This is a genomic window from Schaalia dentiphila ATCC 17982 (genome assembly GCF_000154225.1).
Taxonomy (GTDB): Bacteria; Actinomycetota; Actinomycetes; order Actinomycetales; family Actinomycetaceae; genus Pauljensenia; species Pauljensenia dentiphila.
Genome location: NZ_DS264586.1, coordinates 2286078 through 2304277 on the forward strand (window position 1 = coordinate 2286078; position 18200 = coordinate 2304277).

Annotated in this window: 20 protein-coding genes and 1 tRNA gene; 6 read left to right on the forward strand and 15 right to left on the reverse strand. The window is 65.0% G+C overall.

All coding sequences use genetic code 11. The features are described from left to right. Positions 1 to 84: 84 nt before the first annotated feature. From ACTODO_RS09745 to ACTODO_RS09760, 4 genes are all read left to right on the forward strand, one after another. Positions 85 to 1389, forward strand: a complete 1305-nt coding sequence (locus ACTODO_RS09745) for a magnesium transporter MgtE N-terminal domain-containing protein (protein WP_003793433.1) — start codon at positions 85 to 87, stop codon at positions 1387 to 1389. After that, positions 1382 to 1957 carry a DUF1003 domain-containing protein gene (locus ACTODO_RS09750; protein ID WP_003793437.1) on the forward strand — a complete coding sequence of 192 codons (576 nt, stop codon included), beginning with the start codon at positions 1382 to 1384 and terminating at the stop codon, positions 1955 to 1957. Before ACTODO_RS09745 ends, ACTODO_RS09750 begins: the two co-directional genes overlap by 8 nt. A 10-nt stretch (positions 1958 to 1967) precedes the next feature. Continuing rightward, positions 1968 to 3098, forward strand: coding sequence for an Mrp/NBP35 family ATP-binding protein (locus ACTODO_RS09755; protein ID WP_034512468.1), 1131 nt, complete (start codon positions 1968 to 1970; stop codon positions 3096 to 3098). Positions 3099 to 3292: 194 nt separating this feature from the next. Further along, on the forward strand, positions 3293 to 3922 hold the full coding sequence (locus tag ACTODO_RS09760) for an O-methyltransferase (RefSeq protein WP_003793441.1): 630 nt from the start codon (positions 3293 to 3295) through the stop codon (positions 3920 to 3922). A gap of 64 nt (positions 3923 to 3986) precedes the next feature. Here ACTODO_RS09760 and ACTODO_RS10685 read toward each other — a convergent pair whose 3' ends face one another. From ACTODO_RS10685 to dapE, 3 genes are all read right to left on the reverse strand, one after another. After that, positions 3987 to 4151, reverse strand: coding sequence for a DUF3117 domain-containing protein (locus ACTODO_RS10685; protein WP_081445789.1), 165 nt, complete (start codon positions 4149 to 4151; stop codon positions 3987 to 3989). Positions 4152 to 4342: 191 nt separating this feature from the next. Further along, entirely contained in the window at positions 4343 to 5068 is a 726-nt protein-coding gene (locus tag ACTODO_RS09765) for an LOG family protein (RefSeq protein ID WP_034512470.1), read from the reverse strand. Between the two features lie 2 nt (positions 5069 to 5070). Then, positions 5071 to 6252: a succinyl-diaminopimelate desuccinylase gene (dapE, locus tag ACTODO_RS09770; protein ID WP_003793446.1), complete on the reverse strand. Its 1182-nt coding sequence runs from the start codon at positions 6250 to 6252 to the stop codon at positions 5071 to 5073. Positions 6253 to 6391: 139 nt separating this feature from the next. Here dapE and ACTODO_RS09775 point away from each other — a divergent pair, with 139 nt between their 5' ends. After that, entirely contained in the window at positions 6392 to 7165 is a 774-nt protein-coding gene (locus ACTODO_RS09775) for a hypothetical protein (RefSeq protein ID WP_003793448.1), read from the forward strand. Between the two features lie 59 nt (positions 7166 to 7224). Here the strand turns inward: ACTODO_RS09775 and ACTODO_RS09780 are convergent, their stop codons facing one another. From ACTODO_RS09780 to ACTODO_RS09805, 6 genes are all read right to left on the reverse strand, one after another. After that, positions 7225 to 8406, reverse strand: coding sequence for a BMP family ABC transporter substrate-binding protein (locus ACTODO_RS09780; protein ID WP_003793451.1), 1182 nt, complete (start codon positions 8404 to 8406; stop codon positions 7225 to 7227). Positions 8407 to 8578: 172 nt separating this feature from the next. Beyond that, positions 8579 to 9697, reverse strand: a complete 1119-nt coding sequence (locus tag ACTODO_RS09785; RefSeq protein WP_003793453.1) for a mannose-1-phosphate guanylyltransferase — start codon at positions 9695 to 9697, stop codon at positions 8579 to 8581. A gap of 79 nt (positions 9698 to 9776) precedes the next feature. Further along, positions 9777 to 10385 (reverse strand): 50S ribosomal protein L25/general stress protein Ctc, encoded by a 609-nt coding sequence (locus tag ACTODO_RS09790; RefSeq protein ID WP_003793454.1) that lies wholly within the window; start codon positions 10383 to 10385, stop codon positions 9777 to 9779. Positions 10386 to 10552: 167 nt separating this feature from the next. Beyond that, entirely contained in the window at positions 10553 to 11524 is a 972-nt protein-coding gene (locus tag ACTODO_RS09795) for a ribose-phosphate diphosphokinase (RefSeq protein ID WP_003793457.1), read from the reverse strand. Between the two features lie 24 nt (positions 11525 to 11548). After that, a complete protein-coding gene (locus ACTODO_RS09800; protein ID WP_003793458.1) occupies positions 11549 to 12598 on the reverse strand; it encodes a bifunctional UDP-N-acetylglucosamine diphosphorylase/glucosamine-1-phosphate N-acetyltransferase GlmU in 1050 nt (349 codons plus the stop codon). Between the two features lie 40 nt (positions 12599 to 12638). Further along, a tRNA-Gln gene (locus ACTODO_RS09805) sits at positions 12639 to 12709 on the reverse strand. Positions 12710 to 12820: 111 nt separating this feature from the next. On the opposite strand from ACTODO_RS09805, the gene ACTODO_RS09810 reads away from it, so the two are divergent. Further along, complete coding sequence (locus ACTODO_RS09810) at positions 12821 to 13453, forward strand: TetR/AcrR family transcriptional regulator (protein ID WP_003793460.1); 633 nt, start codon at positions 12821 to 12823, stop codon at positions 13451 to 13453. 71 nt (positions 13454 to 13524) lie between these two features. Here the strand turns inward: ACTODO_RS09810 and ACTODO_RS09815 are convergent, their stop codons facing one another. The 6 genes from ACTODO_RS09815 to ACTODO_RS09840 all read right to left on the reverse strand — a co-directional run bounded on the left by ACTODO_RS09815 (position 13525) and on the right by ACTODO_RS09840 (position 18200). Next, positions 13525 to 13800, reverse strand: a complete 276-nt coding sequence (locus tag ACTODO_RS09815; RefSeq protein WP_003793462.1) for a DUF1540 domain-containing protein — start codon at positions 13798 to 13800, stop codon at positions 13525 to 13527. Between the two features lie 409 nt (positions 13801 to 14209). Beyond that, positions 14210 to 14797, reverse strand: a complete 588-nt coding sequence (locus tag ACTODO_RS09820; RefSeq protein WP_244262559.1) for a TNT antitoxin family protein — start codon at positions 14795 to 14797, stop codon at positions 14210 to 14212. 67 nt (positions 14798 to 14864) lie between these two features. Next, complete coding sequence (locus ACTODO_RS09825) at positions 14865 to 15383, reverse strand: Imm61 family immunity protein (protein WP_003793466.1); 519 nt, start codon at positions 15381 to 15383, stop codon at positions 14865 to 14867. Beyond that, positions 15383 to 15835 (reverse strand): glycohydrolase toxin TNT-related protein, encoded by a 453-nt coding sequence (locus tag ACTODO_RS09830; protein WP_034512474.1) that lies wholly within the window; start codon positions 15833 to 15835, stop codon positions 15383 to 15385. Before ACTODO_RS09830 ends, ACTODO_RS09825 begins: the two co-directional genes overlap by 1 nt. A gap of 81 nt (positions 15836 to 15916) precedes the next feature. Beyond that, positions 15917 to 16327 carry an Imm61 family immunity protein gene (locus ACTODO_RS09835; RefSeq protein WP_244262560.1) on the reverse strand — a complete coding sequence of 137 codons (411 nt, stop codon included), beginning with the start codon at positions 16325 to 16327 and terminating at the stop codon, positions 15917 to 15919. A gap of 100 nt (positions 16328 to 16427) precedes the next feature. Further along, the gene (locus ACTODO_RS09840) at positions 16428 to 18200 is read right to left on the reverse strand and encodes a TNT domain-containing protein (RefSeq protein WP_244262561.1); all 1773 of its coding nucleotides are present in this window, start codon (positions 18198 to 18200) and stop codon (positions 16428 to 16430) included.

Consider the following 18200-nt stretch of genomic DNA (forward strand, 5'->3'; position numbering starts at 1 on the left):
CGGCCTCGGTGGCATGGAACGCATTGTTCATGCGGCGACCGGCTCATCAGTACGCATCTGTGGTCACCAGCCTAAGATGTAAGAGTGAGCATCGCATCTATTGAACTAGGCACCAAGGGCCGCCGCGTCTACATCGGAAAGCTCGCTGGCACCGGTGTTTTCGACCCTTTGGGCGACCAAGTCGGCAAGATCCACGATGTCGTTGTCATCTTTCGGCTGAAATCCGAAGCCAACGTCATCGGCTTCGTCGTCGAGGTTGGCCCGCGTAAGCGTGTCTTCCTGCCGCTCACCCGAGTGACCTCGATCGAGGCCGGCTCGGTCATCACGACGGGCCTGCTCAACATTCGTTCGTTCACGCAGCGTCCCATCGAGACGCTCGTGCTCTCCGAGCTCTTCGACCGCGTCGTCACCATGAACGACGGCTCGGGCCAGGTGCGTATCCTTGACGTCGCGATGCGTCAGCGCCGTCCGAAGGACTGGGTGATCTCCACGCTGCACGTCCAGCGCGTGCGCACGTCCACCCTCGGTTTCACGCGCAGCGGCGAGACCCTCACGGTCGACGTGTCCGAGGTGTCGGGTCTGCTCAAGACCGACTCGAACCAGGCGGCGACCGCGCTGCTGCAGTACACGGAGGACATGCGCCCCGCCGACCTGGCGGACTTCATGCACACGCTCCCCCAGGACCGCAAGATGGCGGTCGCCATGCAGCTGACGGACGCGCGCCTCGCCGACGTGCTCGAGGAGCTGGGTAAGGACGACCGTATCGCGATCGTCTCGGCGCTGGAAGCCGCCCGAGCCGCCGACGTCCTGGACGTCATGCAGCCCGACGACGCGGCCGACCTCGTCGCCGAGCTGCCCGCCGCGAAGGCTCAGTCCCTGCTCGCCCTCATGGAGCCCGAAGAGGCCGAGGACGTGCGTCGACTCATGACCTACGACGAGTCGACCGCGGGTTCGCTCATGACCACCGAGCCCGTCATTTTCGGCCCCAACGCAACCGTCGCGCAGATGCTCGCGGCCGTGCGACGCGAGGACATCCCGGCCTCGATCGCGACCGTCGCTTTCATCGCACGCCCGCCTCAGGAGACACCGACCGGCCAGTACCTGGGCATGGTCCACATCCAGCGCGCGCTGCGCGAGCCCCCACAGACCCTGCTCGGCACGATCCTGGACCGCGACATTGAGTCCGTGGACCCCAACGCGCACATCGCGACCGTGACGCGTCTGCTCGCGACCTACAACCTGACGGTCCTGCCCGTCGTCGACGAGGACGGGCACCTGCACGGTGCCGTCTCGGTCGATGACGTCCTCGACGAGCTGCTGCCCGAGGACTGGCGAGACTTCGACGACGACGTGACCGACCGCATGATGGCAAGGAGCATCGATGGCTGATCGCCTGGACAACCCGATCGACAAGCGTCGGTGGTTCTTCCGCCGCTCTTCCGGTAGCGGCGACGGTTTCGGCCGCTTCGCGGAGGCCACCGCACGCTTCATGGGCTCCCCGAAGTTCGTCCTCTACATGACGATCTTCGTCATCGCATGGATCACGGCGAACCTGATGCTCGCCAGCATCAGCGAAGAGGCCGCGTGGGACCCCTACCCCTTCATCCTCCTGAACCTCGCGTTCTCGACCCAGGCCTCGTACTCGGCCCCGCTGATTATGCTCGCGCAGAACCGCCAGGACGCCCGCGACCGCGTCGTGGCCGAGCAGGACCGCATTCGCGCGGAGCGCAACCTCGCGGACACCGAGTACCTCGCCCGCGAGATCGCCGGCCTGCGCCTGGCCCTCCAGGACGTCGCCACGCGCGACTTCGTGCGCTCCGAGCTGCGCGACATGCTGGAGGACCTGCGTGCGGAGATCGCCGCGGACGCGACCAACGCCTCGTCGAACGAGGCGGAGGGCGAGGTCGAGGCCGACGGTGCCTTTCGTCCCCTAGAAGATGGGCACACCGGCCAGTAGAGTGGAGTCTATGCCAGTCACGCTTGAATCCGTCATGGAGGCTCTCGGCCAGGTCATCGACCCCGAGATCCGCCGCCCCATCACCGACCTCAACATGGTGACCCCCGACCTGGTCACGATCGACGGCTCCTCCGTCGCCGTCAAGGTCCTGCTCACCACCGCCGGATGCCCCCTGCGCACCCAGATCACCAAGGACGTCACCGAGCGCGTGAGCGCCGTCGAAGGCGTCGACAACGTCTCGGTCGAGATGGGCGTCATGGACGAGGCCCAGAAGAAGGCGCTGCGCGAGAAGCTCAACGGCGGTCGCCCCGAGCGCGAGATCCCCTTCTCTCGCCCCGACTCCCTCACGCGCGTCATCGCCGTCACCTCGGGTAAGGGCGGCGTCGGCAAGTCCTCCATGACCGCGAACCTGGCCGCCGCGCTGGCCGCGCAGGGCCTCAAGGTCGGCGTCATGGACGCGGACATCTACGGCTTCTCGATCCCGCGCATGCTCGGCGTGGACCACGACCCGCAGGTCATCGACGGCATGATGATCCCGCCCGTGGGCGCCGGCGGCGTCAAGGTCATCTCGATCGGTATGTTCGTTCCCGACGGCCAGGCCGTCATCTGGCGCGGCCCCATGCTCCACCGTGCCCTTCAGCAGTTCCTCGCAGACGTGTTCTGGGGCGACCTGGACGTCCTGCTCATCGACATGCCTCCGGGCACGGGCGACGTCGCGATCTCGATCGCGCAGCTGCTGCCCAACTCAGAGATCCTCGTCGTGACGACCCCGCAGGTCGCGGCCGCCGAGGTTGCCGAGCGCGCCGGTTCCATCGCCTCGCAGACGAACCAGAAGGTCATCGGTGTCGTCGAAAACATGTCCTTCCTGCCCCAGCCCGACGGCTCGCGCCTGGAGATCTTCGGCGCGGGAGGCGGCGAGTCCGTCTCGCAGCGCCTGACCGCGCAGCTGGGCTACTCTGTGCCGCTGCTAGCCCAGGTGCCCCTCGACATCGCGCTGCGTGAGGGCGGCGACCGTGGCGAGCCCGTCGCCGTCGCCTCGGGCCCTGCCGCCGAGCAGCTCACGGCCCTCGCCAAGCGGCTCTCGTCGGTGAACCGCGGCCTGGCGGGCCGCCCCCTCGGGGTCTCCCCCATCCAGCACTGAGCCACGCGGCTTCGCCCCGGCCTCGTCCCCATCGACGAGGCCGGGGTTTCGTATGCTTGCCAGGTGAATTTTTCGCGTATTTTCGGAGCGCCAGCGCGCCCTTGCGCATCCTCGCCTGTACCCTGATGCCTGGGGAGGCATCAACGCGCAGGCGTACCTCACCCAGGCGATCAAACACGAGTGAGGATACGGCGATGGCGGACAAGGCCCAGACGTGGGTGTACACCGAGGACTACGTGGCGGAAAGCGACGCGCTGACCGCCGCACGCGCCGTCGCTACCGAAATGGGCGCTTCCCCCGTATCCGCTGGCACCGGCGCAGCCCTGCGCATGCTGGCGGCCGTCTCCGGCGCCCGCGCGGTCCTGGAAGTGGGCACGGGCGCGGGTGTGTCCGGCCTGTGGCTGCTGGACGGCATGGCTGCCGACGGCGTCCTCACGACGATCGACTCCGAGTCTGAACTCCTGGGCCACGCGCGCCGCAACTTCGCTGCTGCAGGCCTATCCTCGCATCGCACGCGCCTCATCGCCGGGCGCGCTCTCGACGTGCTGCCGCGCATGGCTGCTCGCGGCTACGACATGGTCGTCCTGGACGGCGACCTGGAGGAAACCCCTCAGTACCTCGATCACGCGGTGCGTATCCTGCGCCCCGGTGGAACGATCGCTTTCGTGCACGCCCTGTGGCGCGACCAGGTGGCCGACCCCGCGCGTCGCGACGCGCACACCGTGGTCGCCCGCGAGGTGGTCAACTACCTGCGCGACTCCGATGAGTTCGTGCCCACGCTACTGCCCGTCGGTGACGGCCTGGCGGTCGCCGTGAAGCGCTGAGCTGCCCCATTCATAGACAAGCGGCGGAACAGGAGATCCTGTTCCGCCGCTTCGTCTCTATCTGTCAGATGGCCGCTCCGAGAGCTTCGGCGAGTTCCGCCGCCTCCTGCTCGTTCAGCTCAATGACGAGCCGACCGCCCCCTTCGCTGGGAATGCGCATGACGATACCGCGCCCTTCGGCGCTGACTTCGAGGGGTCCATCCCCCGTGCGAGGCTTCATTGCTGCCATGAGAGTACTCCTTCTCAGAGTTATGCCCGCGCCTCCTCAGGCGGGGTAACATACCTATTTTATCGAATAAGCGCCATTTTTCCTTAACACACCGCAAAGAGTAATCAATAAAAATAATCCAATCGATTAATTAGTCCTGTAACAAGTGGAGTTTGATAGAACATAGCACCCGCATAAAGGCTGCAAAACTACTAGGCACCCGTCGCTAGACGCACGGCCTCCTCCGGGTCATCCACGACGCGGAGCAGGTCCACGTCGCCGGGCGAGATCATCCCGGCATCGACCATCGAGGAGCGGATCCAATCGACCAGGCCCGACCAGTAGTCGGTCCCCACGAGGACCACCGGGAAGGAACGGATCTTCCCCGTCTGCACGAGGGTCGCGGACTCGAAGAGCTCATCCATGGTCCCAAACCCCCCGGGCATCACGATGAAACCCCGCGAGTACTTGACGAACATGGTCTTACGAGCGAAGAAGTAGCGGAAGTTAACGCCCAGGTTCACCCACTGGTTCAAGCCCTGCTCGTGGGGCAGCTCGATACCCAGGCCGATCGACGTTCCGCCGGCCTCCCATGCGCCGCGGTTCGCCGCTTCCATCATGCCGGGGCCGCCGCCCGTGATGACGGCGTAGCCGCGATCCACGAGGAGCTCACCGATGCGCTGGGCGCACTCGTAGAGGGGCTCGTCGGGGCGGGTGCGAGCGGAACCGAACACCGAGATGGCGGGGCCGACCTCCGCGAGGGCCTCGAAGCCCTCGACGAACTCGGACTGGATGCGTAGGACCCGCCACGGGTCCTCGTGCTTCCAGTCCGCGCTCTGGTCGGACTGGAGCAGCGATGCGTCCGAGGTCATGCGCGGGATCTGGTCGCCTCGCAGGACGATGGATCCGCGGCGGTAGGTGTGCGTCGGCTTGGTCATGGTCATGCCTCCCTGTGTGGTGCAGGCGTCGGTGCCGGCTGCGCGAGCACGAACGCTCGCAGCGTGTCGTGCACCTTCACGATATCGGATACGGGCGTATGTTCGTCGCGCGTGTGCGCCAGTAGCGGGTCACCGGGGCCGAAGTTCATGGCGGGCACGCCGGCCTGGGTGAAGCGCGCGACGTCGGTCCAGCCGACCTTTGCACTCAGCTGCAGCTCCTCACCCCGCGAGGCCGCGACCTGGCGGGCGACCGACAGGAAGCGCTGGGCGACGTCAGAGTCCGCTCCCGGCCTGGCCCCTTCGCACAGGTCATCGATCTCGACCGTGGCGCCCGTGCCCTCGAAGAGCCCGCGCACCCACTCCAGGGCATCGTCCGCGCGCGTGGAGGGAGCGAAGCGGTAGTTGACGGTCATCGACGCAGCCTCGGGAATTACGTTGTTGGCGATACCGCCCGCGACGCGTACGACCGAGAGGGATTCGCGGAATTCAAGGCCATCGACGGTAACGACAGGGTTTCCGTAGGCGGCGATACGCTCGATGACGGGAGCCATCGCGTGGATCGCGTTGACGCCCATCCACGCGCGAGCCGAGTGCGAGGCGCGCCCCGGGAAGTGTGCAATGACGCGCAGCGTGCCGTTGCAGCCGCCTTCCACCTGGGCGGCGGTGGGCTCGCCCAACAGCGCCAGGTCGCCGACCAGCCATTCGGGGTGGTTGCGCTGGACGCGCCCCAGGCCGTTCAGGTGGGAGGCGACCTCCTCGTGATCGTAGAAGACCCAGGTGACGTCGGCGTTCAGCGCAGCCTCGTCGCTGGAACGGAGGACAGCGCCAGCCTCGCACGCGAGCGCGAGTGTCGCCGCGCAGCCTCCAAGCATGTCGACAGACCCACGACCCCACAGGACCGTGGCCCCGTCGCGCTCCTCGAAGCGACCGGGGACATTGTCGGCGATGGGGACGGTGTCGAGATGCCCGGCGAGAACCACGCGCTGGTCGAGGCCGAGACAAGTCCGCGCGCAGACGGCATCACCGTCGCGCAGGATCTCCAGGGATGGGACCGATCCGAATCCGGCATCGAGCAGGGCCGCCTCGACGGCGTCAGCCAGGGGCCCTTCGTCTCCCGACACCGAGGGAATGTCGATCATTTGGCGCGTGAGCTCGACCGGGTCCGTCAGGTTCGTCAGCTGCATGGTTCCTCCTTCACGGATGCCTCCAGGATAGCCGTGCACTCCCCCACCTGCGTCCCTCCGCCGCTCCCCGGGAGCGAGCCCCGGCCTCCTTCCTGATACCCGTTTTTGCGCGAACCACCCAAGGTGTTACCCTCAGCACATGACACGCTGTGCTAACCCGTTGCTGTTTGCGGGTATCGCTTCTTTCCTGTCCGCGCGAACCGGGGGTCGTTTTCGCCTGATCATCGGCTACGAAACCCCTGAGAATCAGGACGCTGCGCGCGACGGCGCTGCGGTCGTCGAAGCGTCCGGCGGGCACGCCCTGCTCATGCCGCGTGCGCTCCCCGCTCCCCTGACGGCGTTTTCGGTGCGCATGGTGATGGCGGACGGCGCCGTGTACGTGCGCGCGTCGGGTGAGACCCTCATCTACCTGGGTGGGCGCGCAATCGATCGCTCGCACGAGGGCGCTCTGGCCCCCGATGCTGAGCTGGCCCTCATCGACGAGGCCGTGGCCGCGTGCGGGGACGGCTCGTCCCTCCCCCGTTCGCTGGGAGGCTGGGAGTCGGTGGGCGACGGAATGGTCGGCGCGTACGTGGACCGCTGCACCTCGCGCATCGCCTCCCTGGAGCCTTCCGGCGCACGCGGGACCTCCGTGTCGATCGACGAGGCCTCGGGGCTCCTGGCGACTCTCCTGGACCACCTGGGCGTGCCGGTCGTCAAGGAGGGCGCTGATCTCTCCCTCAGCGTTTCCTCGGATGGGCGTACCCTGAGCACCTCGGTGCCCGAGGAGCGGGTCCGCAGCGCGCTGGAGGATGCGCTGAGCACCTCTCCCGCCGTGCCCACCGACCCGGGCCTGTACTGCGTGGACCCGGCCTTCGTACTCGACGCGGACGCGCTGTGCGCGGGCGCGGCGCTGGCAGTGCTAGGAGTCTGAGACCGAACAGTTGTGCCCCGGGGACACGTCCCCGGGGCACTGCCGTCTATACCGTCAGCTCACACGTCGAAGGGTGTGGAGATGACCATGCCGCCCGTCTCGATCTGGCCGACCATGTCGGACAGGCCCAGCTTGAGCTCGGAGGACAGCATCGGCGTGTAGGCGCCGAAGCCCGTGAGGATCACGCCGCCCGAGGCCAGGGACACCGGGACGACGGATGCCTTCTCACCCGCGGAGGCCTGGGCGATGAGGGTATCCATCGCGGCCTTGTAATCCACGACGACGCCCGTCAGCACGGGAGCGCCGATGGCGGAGCGGACCTCGTCGGCGATCTGGATGTAGCTGAACGCGTCCGCGAATGACTGCGTGTCCACCTGCTGCGTCACCGACCCGCCGGACTGGCCGGACATCGGTGCGGTCTCAGCCGACTGGGCCTCGTCGCGAGTCAGGCCCTTCAGGTCGTTCTTCGTCAGGCCCGACCACACAAGGCGCACGGTCGGGTTGGCGGCCTCGGTGACGGCGCGCGCGGCGCCCTCGTTGGCCTCACCGGCGAAGGGGGCGATGATGTCGGCGCCTTGAGAGAGCGCGTCGGCGGTCGCCGTGCGCACCTCGTTGGCGCTGCCCGCGTACGTGCCGTCGCTCGTCACGGGGTTCCAGCCGAGCACCGTGATCGACGTGCCGTTGGCCAGGTTGTAGGCGTCCACGCCCTGGGAGAACGCGGACATCTGCGAGCTGGTGACGTTGTCACGCTCTCCGCCGATGACGGCGAGCGTGCCCGTGGTCGTCATGCCCGCGGAGGCGTAGCCGGCCAGGTAGGCGGCCTGCGAGGCGTCCACGTCGACGACCGAGCCGTTCTTCAGAGTGGTCGCGGCACCCTTGGAGTCAACGAAGGAGGCGCCCACGAGGGCGAAGCGAACCTTCGGGTTGGAACGTGCGGCCTCGGAGATCGAGGCGGCCATGGTCGAGTCCGCGCCCACGATCAGCGTGCAGCCGGAGGTCACGAGCGAGGCCGGTGCCTCCTGCCCGCTGGCCGACTCGAAAGCGACAGACGCGTCGTTCGCGGCGCTCGCGAGAGCGGTCGCGACGGGGTCCGTGGCGGCGTCGCCGTGGGCTCCGGAGATGGCGGCGCAGACTTTCGCGGAGGCTGCGGGGGTGGCGGCGGGCGTGGTCGAGCAAGCTCCAAGGGCCAAGGAGGCCGCGGTCGCGGTGGTTGCGAGCGCGGCGATGGTCCGCTTGTTCACGTGTGATGCCTTTCGTAGGGGCTTCTTGCTGCCCAACACGCTACCAGCCCCGTACCCCTGCGCGGCGGGCGGGGCGGCGCACCTCACCCGAGAGCGAACAGGGCGCGGCGAGGCCAGACCCCCTCGCGGGAGCGCCACGAGGGGATACGCCAGGCCGCGCGTCGGCGAGGCGTCAGAGCAGGTCGGAGCGGCCCCGGTCAGCGAGCTGGTCGACGACGGCCTTCACGGACTGCGCGCGGTCGCGGCGCGTCACGAGGATCGCGTCGGGGGTCAGAGCGACGGCCACATCGGGCACGCCGACGAGCGCGACGAGGGGCCCCTCGCCATCCTGCGTGAGGGAACAGAAGACCGCCGCCCCTTCGGATTCGACGCGCAGCGCCTCGCCCAGGTTGCCCGCCTCCGCGACAATGCCGGTGAGGGCCTCGAAGTCGCCGAGATCCGTCCAACCCAGCTCGGCGTCTGCGGGCACGACCGCCACTCCCCCGTCGGTGGCCACCGGCTCGGCGATCGCGTGGTCGATGGCGATCTTCGTCAGGTGCGGCCAGTTATCCGCCAGCACCTCATCGAACTCGGGGGTGCCCCACGCGCGCGCGACGGTCTCCAGGCGTGCGTGCATGTCGGGCAGCAGGCGGGCCAGATGGGCGGCAAGCACGCCCGCCGACACGATGAACATACCCGCGTTCCACAGGTAGCCCGCCGCCACGTAGCGGGCAGCCGTGTCGGCATCCGGCTTCTCCACGAACTCGGCGACCCGGCGAGCGCCGCACTCAGCGTCGGCTTCCCCGGCCTCGTCAGAGAGGGCCGGACCGGGTGCGATGTACCCGTAGGCGGTCGACGCCTCCGTGGGTGTCAGGCCGATCGTCACGACGTAGCCCTCGCGGGCGGCGCCGATCGCCGTCTCGACGGCGATGCGCAGCAGCTCGGGGCGGGCGATCAGGTGGTCGGCCGCGAAGGACCCGACGATCGCGTCATCCCCGAAGCGCTCGCGCACGACGTATGCGGCCAGGCCGATCGCGGCCATTGAATCGCGGCCCGACGGCTCGATGAGAAGCGTGCGATTATCCGACGAGGCGAACTCAGGCAGCTGGGCGAGCACGCCGTCGCGGTGCGCCTGGCCGGTCACGATGGTCACCGACGAGGCCGACTCCTCCAGGCGGTCCACCGTGCCCTGCAGGAGGGTACGGCCCGTGCCCGCCAGGTCGAGGAGGAACTTGGGGCGGCGGCGGCGCGACAGCGGCCACAGGCGGGTGCCAGCACCGCCGGCGGGGATGATCACGTGGAGGTCACTCATGCCCCCAAGTATCGCAGATACGACGAGGGGGCGAGGCATCAGCCTCGCCCCCTCGTGGAAAGCGTGCGTTACGCGAGCGTCACTCGGCGTCGCCCTCTGCGTCGCCCTCTGCGGCGGCCTCTTCGGTGGCTTCCTCAGCCTCTTCAGGGGCGGCTTCCTGAACGGCGACGATGACCGTCTCGGGATCGAGCTCGACCTCAACGCCGGCGGGCAGCTTCAGGTCGGAGACGTGCACGGCGGAGCCGGCCTCGACGCCCTCAATGGAAACCTCGAGGCTCTCGGGGATGGAGGTGGCGGGGGCCTTCACCAGGATGGTGAACTCCTCGACGGAGTGGACGGTGCCGGGGGCGGACTCGCCAACGACGACGACGGGGACCTCAACGTCGACCTTCTCGCCGGCCTTGACGGCCAGGAAGTCGGCGTGCAGGATGTCGCGGCGCACGGGGTGAACCTGAACGTCCTTGACGAGGGCCAGCTGGGTCTTGCCCTCGATCTTCAGCTCAACGAGCGCGTTCTTGGTGCCGCGAACGATGAGGAAGAGGTCGTGGCCGGGAACGTCCAGGTGACGGGGCTCGGCGCCGTGGCCGTAGAGGACCGTGGGGACCTTGCCAGCGCGGCGGGCGCGGCGGGCAGCACCCTTACCAAACTCGGAACGCTCTTCGGCAAGCAGGATGGGGTTGTCGCTCATGTGTCTTTCCTTCGTTTCTCAGGTCCGGCGTCGGTGTCGGCAGAGTGAAGGAAACGCGTGGCATTTCAATTCAGGCCCTGTCGATAACGGCAGATACGGATCCGCCCTCGCCGGAGCAACCCCAATAGGTTACCTCACGGCGAGGGCGGATGTGAAGCGGGAGGCGCTCAGTTAAAGAGCGATGTGACCGAACCGTCTTCGAAGACCTCTTGGATCGCGCGAGCCAGGAGCGGCGCGATGGAGAGGACGGTGAGCTGCTCGAAGCGCTTCTCAGCGGGGATCGGCAGCGTGTCGGTGACGACAACCTCGGCGGCGCCGGACTCGGAGAGACGCTTCGCGGCGGGGTCGGAGAGGATGCCGTGGGTGGCCACGACGATGACCTTCTTGGCACCGGCATTGTTGAGGACGTTGATCGCCTCGGTGATCGTGCCGGCCGTGTCGATCATGTCGTCCACCAGGACGCACTCCTTGCCTGCGACCTCGCCGACGACGCGGTTTGCGACGGCGACGTTGGGGCGGGTGGTGTCGCGGGTCTTGTGGACGAAGGCCAGGGGCGCGCCGCCCAGCTTCTTCGACCACTTCTCGGCGACGCGAATGCGGCCGGCGTCGGGAGAGACGATGGCGGTGTTGGTCAGGTCGACGCGACCGCGCACGTAGTCCACGAGGACCGGCATGGCGAAGAGGTGGTCGACCGGGCCGTCGAAGAAGCCCTGTTCCTGCGAGGCGTGCAGGTCGACGCTCATGATGCGGTCGGCACCGGCTGCCCGGTACAGGTCAGCCATGAGGCGCGCGGAGATGGGCTCGCGCCCCTGGTGCTTCTTGTCCTGGCGCGAGTACGGGTAGAAGGGAGCAACCACGGTGATGCGCTTAGCGGAAGCGCGCTTGGCAGCGTCAATCATGATGAGCTGCTCCATGATCCACTTGTTGATGTCGCCCTCGATGGACTGCAGGACGAACACGTCGGCGCCGCGAACGGACTCGTTGAAGCGCACGTAAATCTCGCCGGAGGCGAAGTCGTAGGCCGTCACCGGCGAGACCCCACATCCGATTTCCTCGCCCACGGCGTGAGCCAGGTCCATGTGAGCTCGTCCAGAAACGAGGACGAGGTTCTTCTCTCCGGTGGTCACCAGTCCGCTCATGCGGTTGTCTCTCCTTGTGTTGGATCAGGCGCGAGGCGCCGCGATCAATGTGCCGATGGTGCTGTATGGCGTGACCATCGTATCGGCTGCGACGCAGCCCTGACCGATCCACGCGGTGGGAACCACACTGCGGTCCCCAATTTCCGCATCAATCAGCGTGGCGTTAGGACCGATTTCACAGCTGGTCCCAATGGTGGTTGTCCCCCGCAGACAGGTGCCGGGGTAGATGGTGGTGTCGGCACCAACCGTCACATCAACGTCGATCCAGGTGGAGGCCGGGTCGACGATCGTCACTCCGGCACGCATGTGGGCCTCGCAGATTCGGCGGTTCATCTCGGCGCCGAGTTCGGCCAGCTGGACGCGGTCGTTCGCGCCCGCGCTCTGCCAGCGGTCGGTGAGCTCAAGGGCACCTGCGGTGCGCCCGGCGGGGGCCGCTGCCGCGAGGACGTCGGTCAGGTAGACCTCGCCCTGATCATTGTCGGTGCCCAGGGAAGCCAGGGAGGTGCGCAGGAAGTCCGCGTCGAAGGCGTAGATGCCCGCGTTGATTTCTTTAATCGCGACCTGCTCGGGGGTGGCGTCGCGCTGCTCGACGATCGCGGTGACCGTGCCCGAGGCGTCGCGGATGATGCGTCCGTAGCCGGTGGGATCCTCGACCCGCGAGGTCAGGACGGTGACCGCGTGGCCCGCGCCCTCGTGGGTGGCGACCAGATCGGCCAGGGTGTCCGTAGACAGGAGGGGGACGTCGCCGTAGGTGACGACGATGGTGCCGGAGACGGGCTCGACGGCCTTATCGAGGGCCTCGAGGCCGCACTGGACGGCGCGGCCGGTGCCGGGAATCCCGTCCTGGTCGGCGATGATGGCGCTGGGCAGCACGCGTTCAATCTCGGCGGCGACGACGTCGCGCTGATGACGCACAACGGCGACCAGATGCTCGGGGTCGAGGCCGTGGGCGGCGCGCAGGGCGTGTCCGATCATGGACAGGCCAGACAGGGGGTGAACGACCTTCGGGAGGGCAGATTTCATGCGCGTTCCCTGACCTGCGGCCAGGACGATGACGGCGGCGGGGCGAGACATGTTCCTCCTCGGGGGTCTGCGGTCCCATCGGGACCGTTCGCTCCGCCCCTAGGATTCGAACCTAGACTAAAGGCACCAAAAACCTCTGTGCTGCCGTTACACCAAGGCGGAATGCGTCCACTGTGATGATACCCGCACCCCTCGCACGCTTTCAAACGCGACCCCGCGCTCACTGCCCGGTCTGAGCGAAGTCCGACCCACGCCTCGTGTGATACTGGGCGCATGGCTGAGAAGAGGACACGAATGAGCGGCTTCGCGCGCCGCGAGCAGCTGGTGGCCGTGGGGCGTTCCCTGTTCGCCGAAAAGGGCTTCGGCGCGACCAGCGTCGAGGAGATCGCCGCCCGGGCGAAGGTCTCCAAGCCCGTGGTCTACGAGCACTTCGGGGGCAAGGAAGGCCTGTACGCGGTCGTCGTCGACCGCGAGGTGCAGGCCCTCATCTCTTCCCTGCAATCGTCCCTGGAGTCCTCCGAGCGCCCACGCCTCATCCTGGAGAACGCGACCCTGGGCCTGCTCGACTACATCGAGCGCAACACGGACGGCTTCCGCGTGCTCGTGCGCGACGCCCCCTCGGATCGCACGGCGGGCTCGTTCTCCTCGGTCATGGGCGACGTGGCGACCAGAGTCGAGCACATCATCGCCGAGCAGTTCAAGCGCTCGGACTTCGACACCACCTGGTCCCCCCTGTACGCGCAGATGCTCGTGGGCCTCATCGCGCAGGTCGGCCAGTGGTGGCTGGACGACCGCCGCATGAAGAAGGACGAGGTCGCAGCCCACGTCGTCAACCTCATCTGGAACGGCCAGCGCGGCCTGCGCCCCCACCCCACGCTGCGGGTGCGTTCGGGCGAGGGACGCTAGTTTTTCACCTTCTCAGGTACGACGAGGCCGTGGCGGGTATTCCCAGCCACGGCCTCGTTAATGAGTGAGACTCAGCGCGCCTCGAAGGAGAGGCAGTCAGCGGTGCCCGCACCGACCGAGATGGCGGCGGCGGTGCACTCGAGTGCGGAGTTGTGGACGCAGTCTGCCTTCTGGCAGGCGCCGACGAAAGTCTCGGACTTGGCGAGGCCGCCCTTGACGGTCAGCGGGATGAAGGTCGTGCAGGAGGTCGAGTAGCCGACGGTGATAGCGGCGGCTCCGCAGCTCTTCTCCTTGTTGTAGGAGCAGTCGGTGACGGAGCAGTCGAGGATGCGGGGCATATCTGCCATTGGAGTGTCCTTTTCAACGTGGACCCGTGGGTCCTCTTTGTAGCCGGTCGCGACCGGGTTGGCCGCGCTGTTGACTCCAGTGATACGCCTTTTCGCAACATATCCAAAACGTAGCGAGTTTTCGTTGCAATTCCAAGGGTGCTCGCACGCCTCTCGGGGGTTATTTTCGCATTCATACCATCACTAATTACGTAAATAAATGCGGCATTTGTTTTGCGTAATTCGGGTAGGTGAGCCTGCGCTACGCGGGTGTGGCAAACCTACCCTGATCGACTCTCACGCACAGAATCGCCCGCGCCGCCGAGTGGCAGCGCGGGCGCTTATGGGTCAGAGCCGGCACGTAAGAAGCACTCACGTCGCGGACCGGACTCGGCACTCTATCAGCGGCACCGCACCGGGGCATTCACCTTCATCTCAGGTAGGGATACCCCAACCACTGACGAAGCAGAGGCCCGCCGTCGGGCAGCATGTACGCATTGAGCAGCTCGGAGGGAGACACGTCGTAGAGCCAGGCAAGGGCCACACAGTAAGACGGAGCCCCTGCCTCGAAATCGAGACGCTCGCCATGAGGACCATCCAGTCGGTCGTAACGAGCAGCCGCCTCCTTATGCAAAGACCACCCCTCCGGGAGCTCCTCAACTTTTGTCGGAACACCCAACACCGGGAGCCCCAAACTATGCCGCAAGATCGAGACCGTGTAGTTTACCATCACCTTCTGCGTCAACTCGACCGACGCCGAGGCGATAATGCCACCCTTTACGACCTTTCCACGCTCTTCCTCATCGAAGCAGTATTGCCCATCCTCCAACCACAGGAGCATTCCCGATCCGAACCCCGCATCGATCGACAGGCCGGTGTGTCCCCGCTTGAAGCCGTTGTACACCTCAAGCCCGGTGTGCCGGTTCATGACCGCCGCATACTCGTCCAGGAAGGCCATCGGATCTTTCTCTTCCCCGGATGTCCCTCTCTTAAAGAACCGTCCCAACGCGTTCAACACTGTCTTCCTCCTCTGGGGTAGAAACTACAGATCTTCTCGTCTGCGACCCGTCTCGACACCGACGACGTCAGGAAAGCCACTGACGTAGAAACGGGCCACCTGATGGATCGATATATCCAGCGAGGAGTTCATCGAAATCAATTTGCATCACCTGGGACAGTTGATTGAGTTCCGGATGCACCGGGAAGATTGTGCGCATCTCCATCGGGATATATGCTCCGTCCAGGGTGAGCCGACCAGTGATAGGGGTCAGCTGTTCGAAACCCCACTGGGGCGATACGCTTTCAAGCCCCACAGGAACATCGATGCGCGGCCATCGGCGACGCCAACGCGCTTTTTCACCAATGCGCATGATCGCCCATTTCAACATGATCTCACCATAGTCGCTGATCATGGTAGGCACGCGCGGCTCCAGGTATTCGCTTTCACCGTAAAACGCTTGGGGGCGGGGAGAATTCTTCGTGTCCCACACGTGCTGCCAGCTGCGCCCTGAATCCCAGGTCAGGGCAATCCCATTGCCATTGTAGACCGAGGAGATGGCGCCGCTGTCGCACGCGAAGTCGATGAGGTCGGCGGTGACGGACATCAGTCCTTCCCCTTTCCTTCGAGGATTCCCAGTTGCAGGCATTCATTGGCGGTCAGCGCGTAGTCGCCCGCCAGGAATTGGACTTGCCGCGCTCCTCCACACAGGGAGAATTGCGGGATATTGATGCCGGTACGGATGGAGAATCCTGTCGGCAGCGTGAGGATGCGGTACTCGTAGTAGGGATCGTTCACCGCAAGAATATCGAGGGCTCGCTCTTCCAATGAAAAGGGGCGTCCATTTTCGGGCAGCTGCCAGAAGTACTTTCCGTACGGCAGTCCAAGCCGATCTACATAGTGGCCGAATGTCTTCGTATAGGCCAGAAAGCTTGTATAGGTCTTCACGGTGCTTCTATCCATTCGAGCGAGCACTGTTGGCCCATCCGGCACCCATTTCAAGACTCCCGAATTGGGGAAACTCGGCGAGTGAACATCAGGGATCTGACTGGCGCCCATCTTTCTATTCCTTTCTACTCCATTCACTTGCGCAAGCTTAGATACTCACGCATTTCATTGATGCTCATACGCATGAGACTCTCATCGAACATAGGGTCTCCCGAGCCACCGCCGAAGCAATGGGCCGCCGTCGGGAAGCATGTATGCGTGCAGCAGCTCAGACGGAGAAACGTCGTAAAGCCACGCTAACGGGACGCAGAAACGCTCACCAGAAGTCTCAAAATCCAAATGCTCACCATTGGGGCCATCAAGGGCAACATAGCGCCATATTGGCGCTTCTTGAAGCTGCCAACCGTTTGGCAATTGATCTTCCTCCATTGGTAGGCCTAGCCACTCAAACCCGAGAGCATGTCGCAGTATCGACACCGTGTAGTTCAGCATCACCTTCTGCGTCAAATCGATCGAAGGTGAATTGAACATCCCTCCCCTCCGCACCTCCCCACGCTCCTCTATATCAAAACAATAAACACCGTGGTCATACCAGAAGCGCATGTAAGAATGGTTACCATAGTCAATACAACATTGACACCCCTCCCTATGGGCACCCACAAATACCTTCAAGCCAGCATGCTTCTCCATAACATGCTTGTACTCATCGAGAAACTCCAACGGGACTCCCCTTTCCTTTAAGGATCTTGTGTTTAATCAAGTCATTGACTGACGCAAAACTACCGTCTTCCTTAATCACCTGCAGCTGCGTTGCCCCACCCGGCTGCTGCCCCCAGGGAGCGACCTTGCCCGACTTGATGGTCCACCCTTCTGGTAAAGGATTCTTAGTGAACTCATACTGGTAGTAGTGGTCGTTCACCGAGTCCGGGCGCAGGGAACGCTCCTCGAAGGAGGCGGGGCGACCGTCCTCGATGGCACCCAGGTAGTTGCCGTCAGGATGTCCGATGCGGTCCACGTCCCCGCCGAAGTCCCGGACGTATTCCTCGACCGAGGAATACACGGTCGGCTCCCCGTCGTAGCCGCCGTTCGGGGGCCAATCAATGATTCGTTCCTCAGTTCCATCGGGCATCACTTTGATATGTGAGTGAGCTTCCTCCCATTCGGCATACGTGCGCGAACTCCCATCCGGATTCACACCCAGGACCAGCTCGCGTCGGCGCACCATGTCCGCCCCCATCACGTCATCTACCAGCCCTTCAGTCGGCGTAGGCTTGCCATTCGACTGATGCGTATTAAGCGGCACCCTCGATGCCAGGTCGTCCGCACTTTGGGGAAGGACGCGTAGTCGTTTCTCCTTCCATTCATTGGCGAGATCTTCCATGCCGTGCGTGCGCAGATAGTCGTCCAGATGCGAAGATAACCTTCCCGCGGCCCCATCTGCACCAATACCAAGGCGACCCGCACCCTTCAGAGCAAGAGTGCCTAGCCCCATGCCCATGTCCCGCAGCATCGTGCCTTCTCCAATGATAGGCAGGGACTCAAGTACAGCGGCGGCACGAGCCGCATTTCCACCGCCAGCAGTAAGCGCAGCAAGAACTGCAGCCGGAACAAGTTCGCCGAGTGCGGCGCCGGGATCATCTTCCCATCCCTCAGCGTTGATCAGCGCGTCCCACATTTTCTTCGCGAAGCCTGCCGGGTCTGCCACAATCGCGTCACGCAGCGCAAACAAGTCCTCAAGTGAGATTTTGTTCTGGTTCTGCTTCGCCTGCAGTTCGTCCCAGGTGATCCACCCCAGCATGTACCGTCCATAGTCCCACATGCCTTCGAGAGCCATGCCATACTGCATGGAGAGTAGCCCCCAAACGCCATCAAAGACTCCAGATACCATGCGTTTCATGAAATGCACGGGGGCCCACGAAGGATCTGGGGACCGGTTAGCTTGCTCATAAAGCGTTTGCGCTAGCTCTTCTCCGGCAGTGTTTGTGTCACTCACTGCAGCGTCAAAATCAGCGATCGCCTGGGCCTTCTTGGCTTCGCCAGGTCTCGTATCCCGCTCTGGGTGATACGACAGATCTACCTCGGGTAGTCCGAATATACCGGTCTGCGGGTGGTCGGCTGCCCACTTCTGTTCCGCAAGAGCTGCCTCGACGGCAGCGACTCCTTCTTCATATGCGACTTTAGCTGCAGCAGCACGCGTTTGAGCTTGCTCCAGCGCTGAAGCATAGACTTCCCAGGCATCTGCGGCACGGCCGAAAGTCGCTGAGGCACACCACCAATTTTCCGGCTGCAGCTTGAAATGTTCATGAAACCGGTCAGCCGCCCGCCCACTCCAGCCAGACACTGAAATCTCCTGCAATGACCAAGCGATTCTCTCAAAATCGGAGGCACGATCGCGCATGACAGCGATCCGCCCGCGAATGGCAACAGGATCACCCTTGATCTCGAATGTTGGCGCACCTTTATGTGTCACACTCAC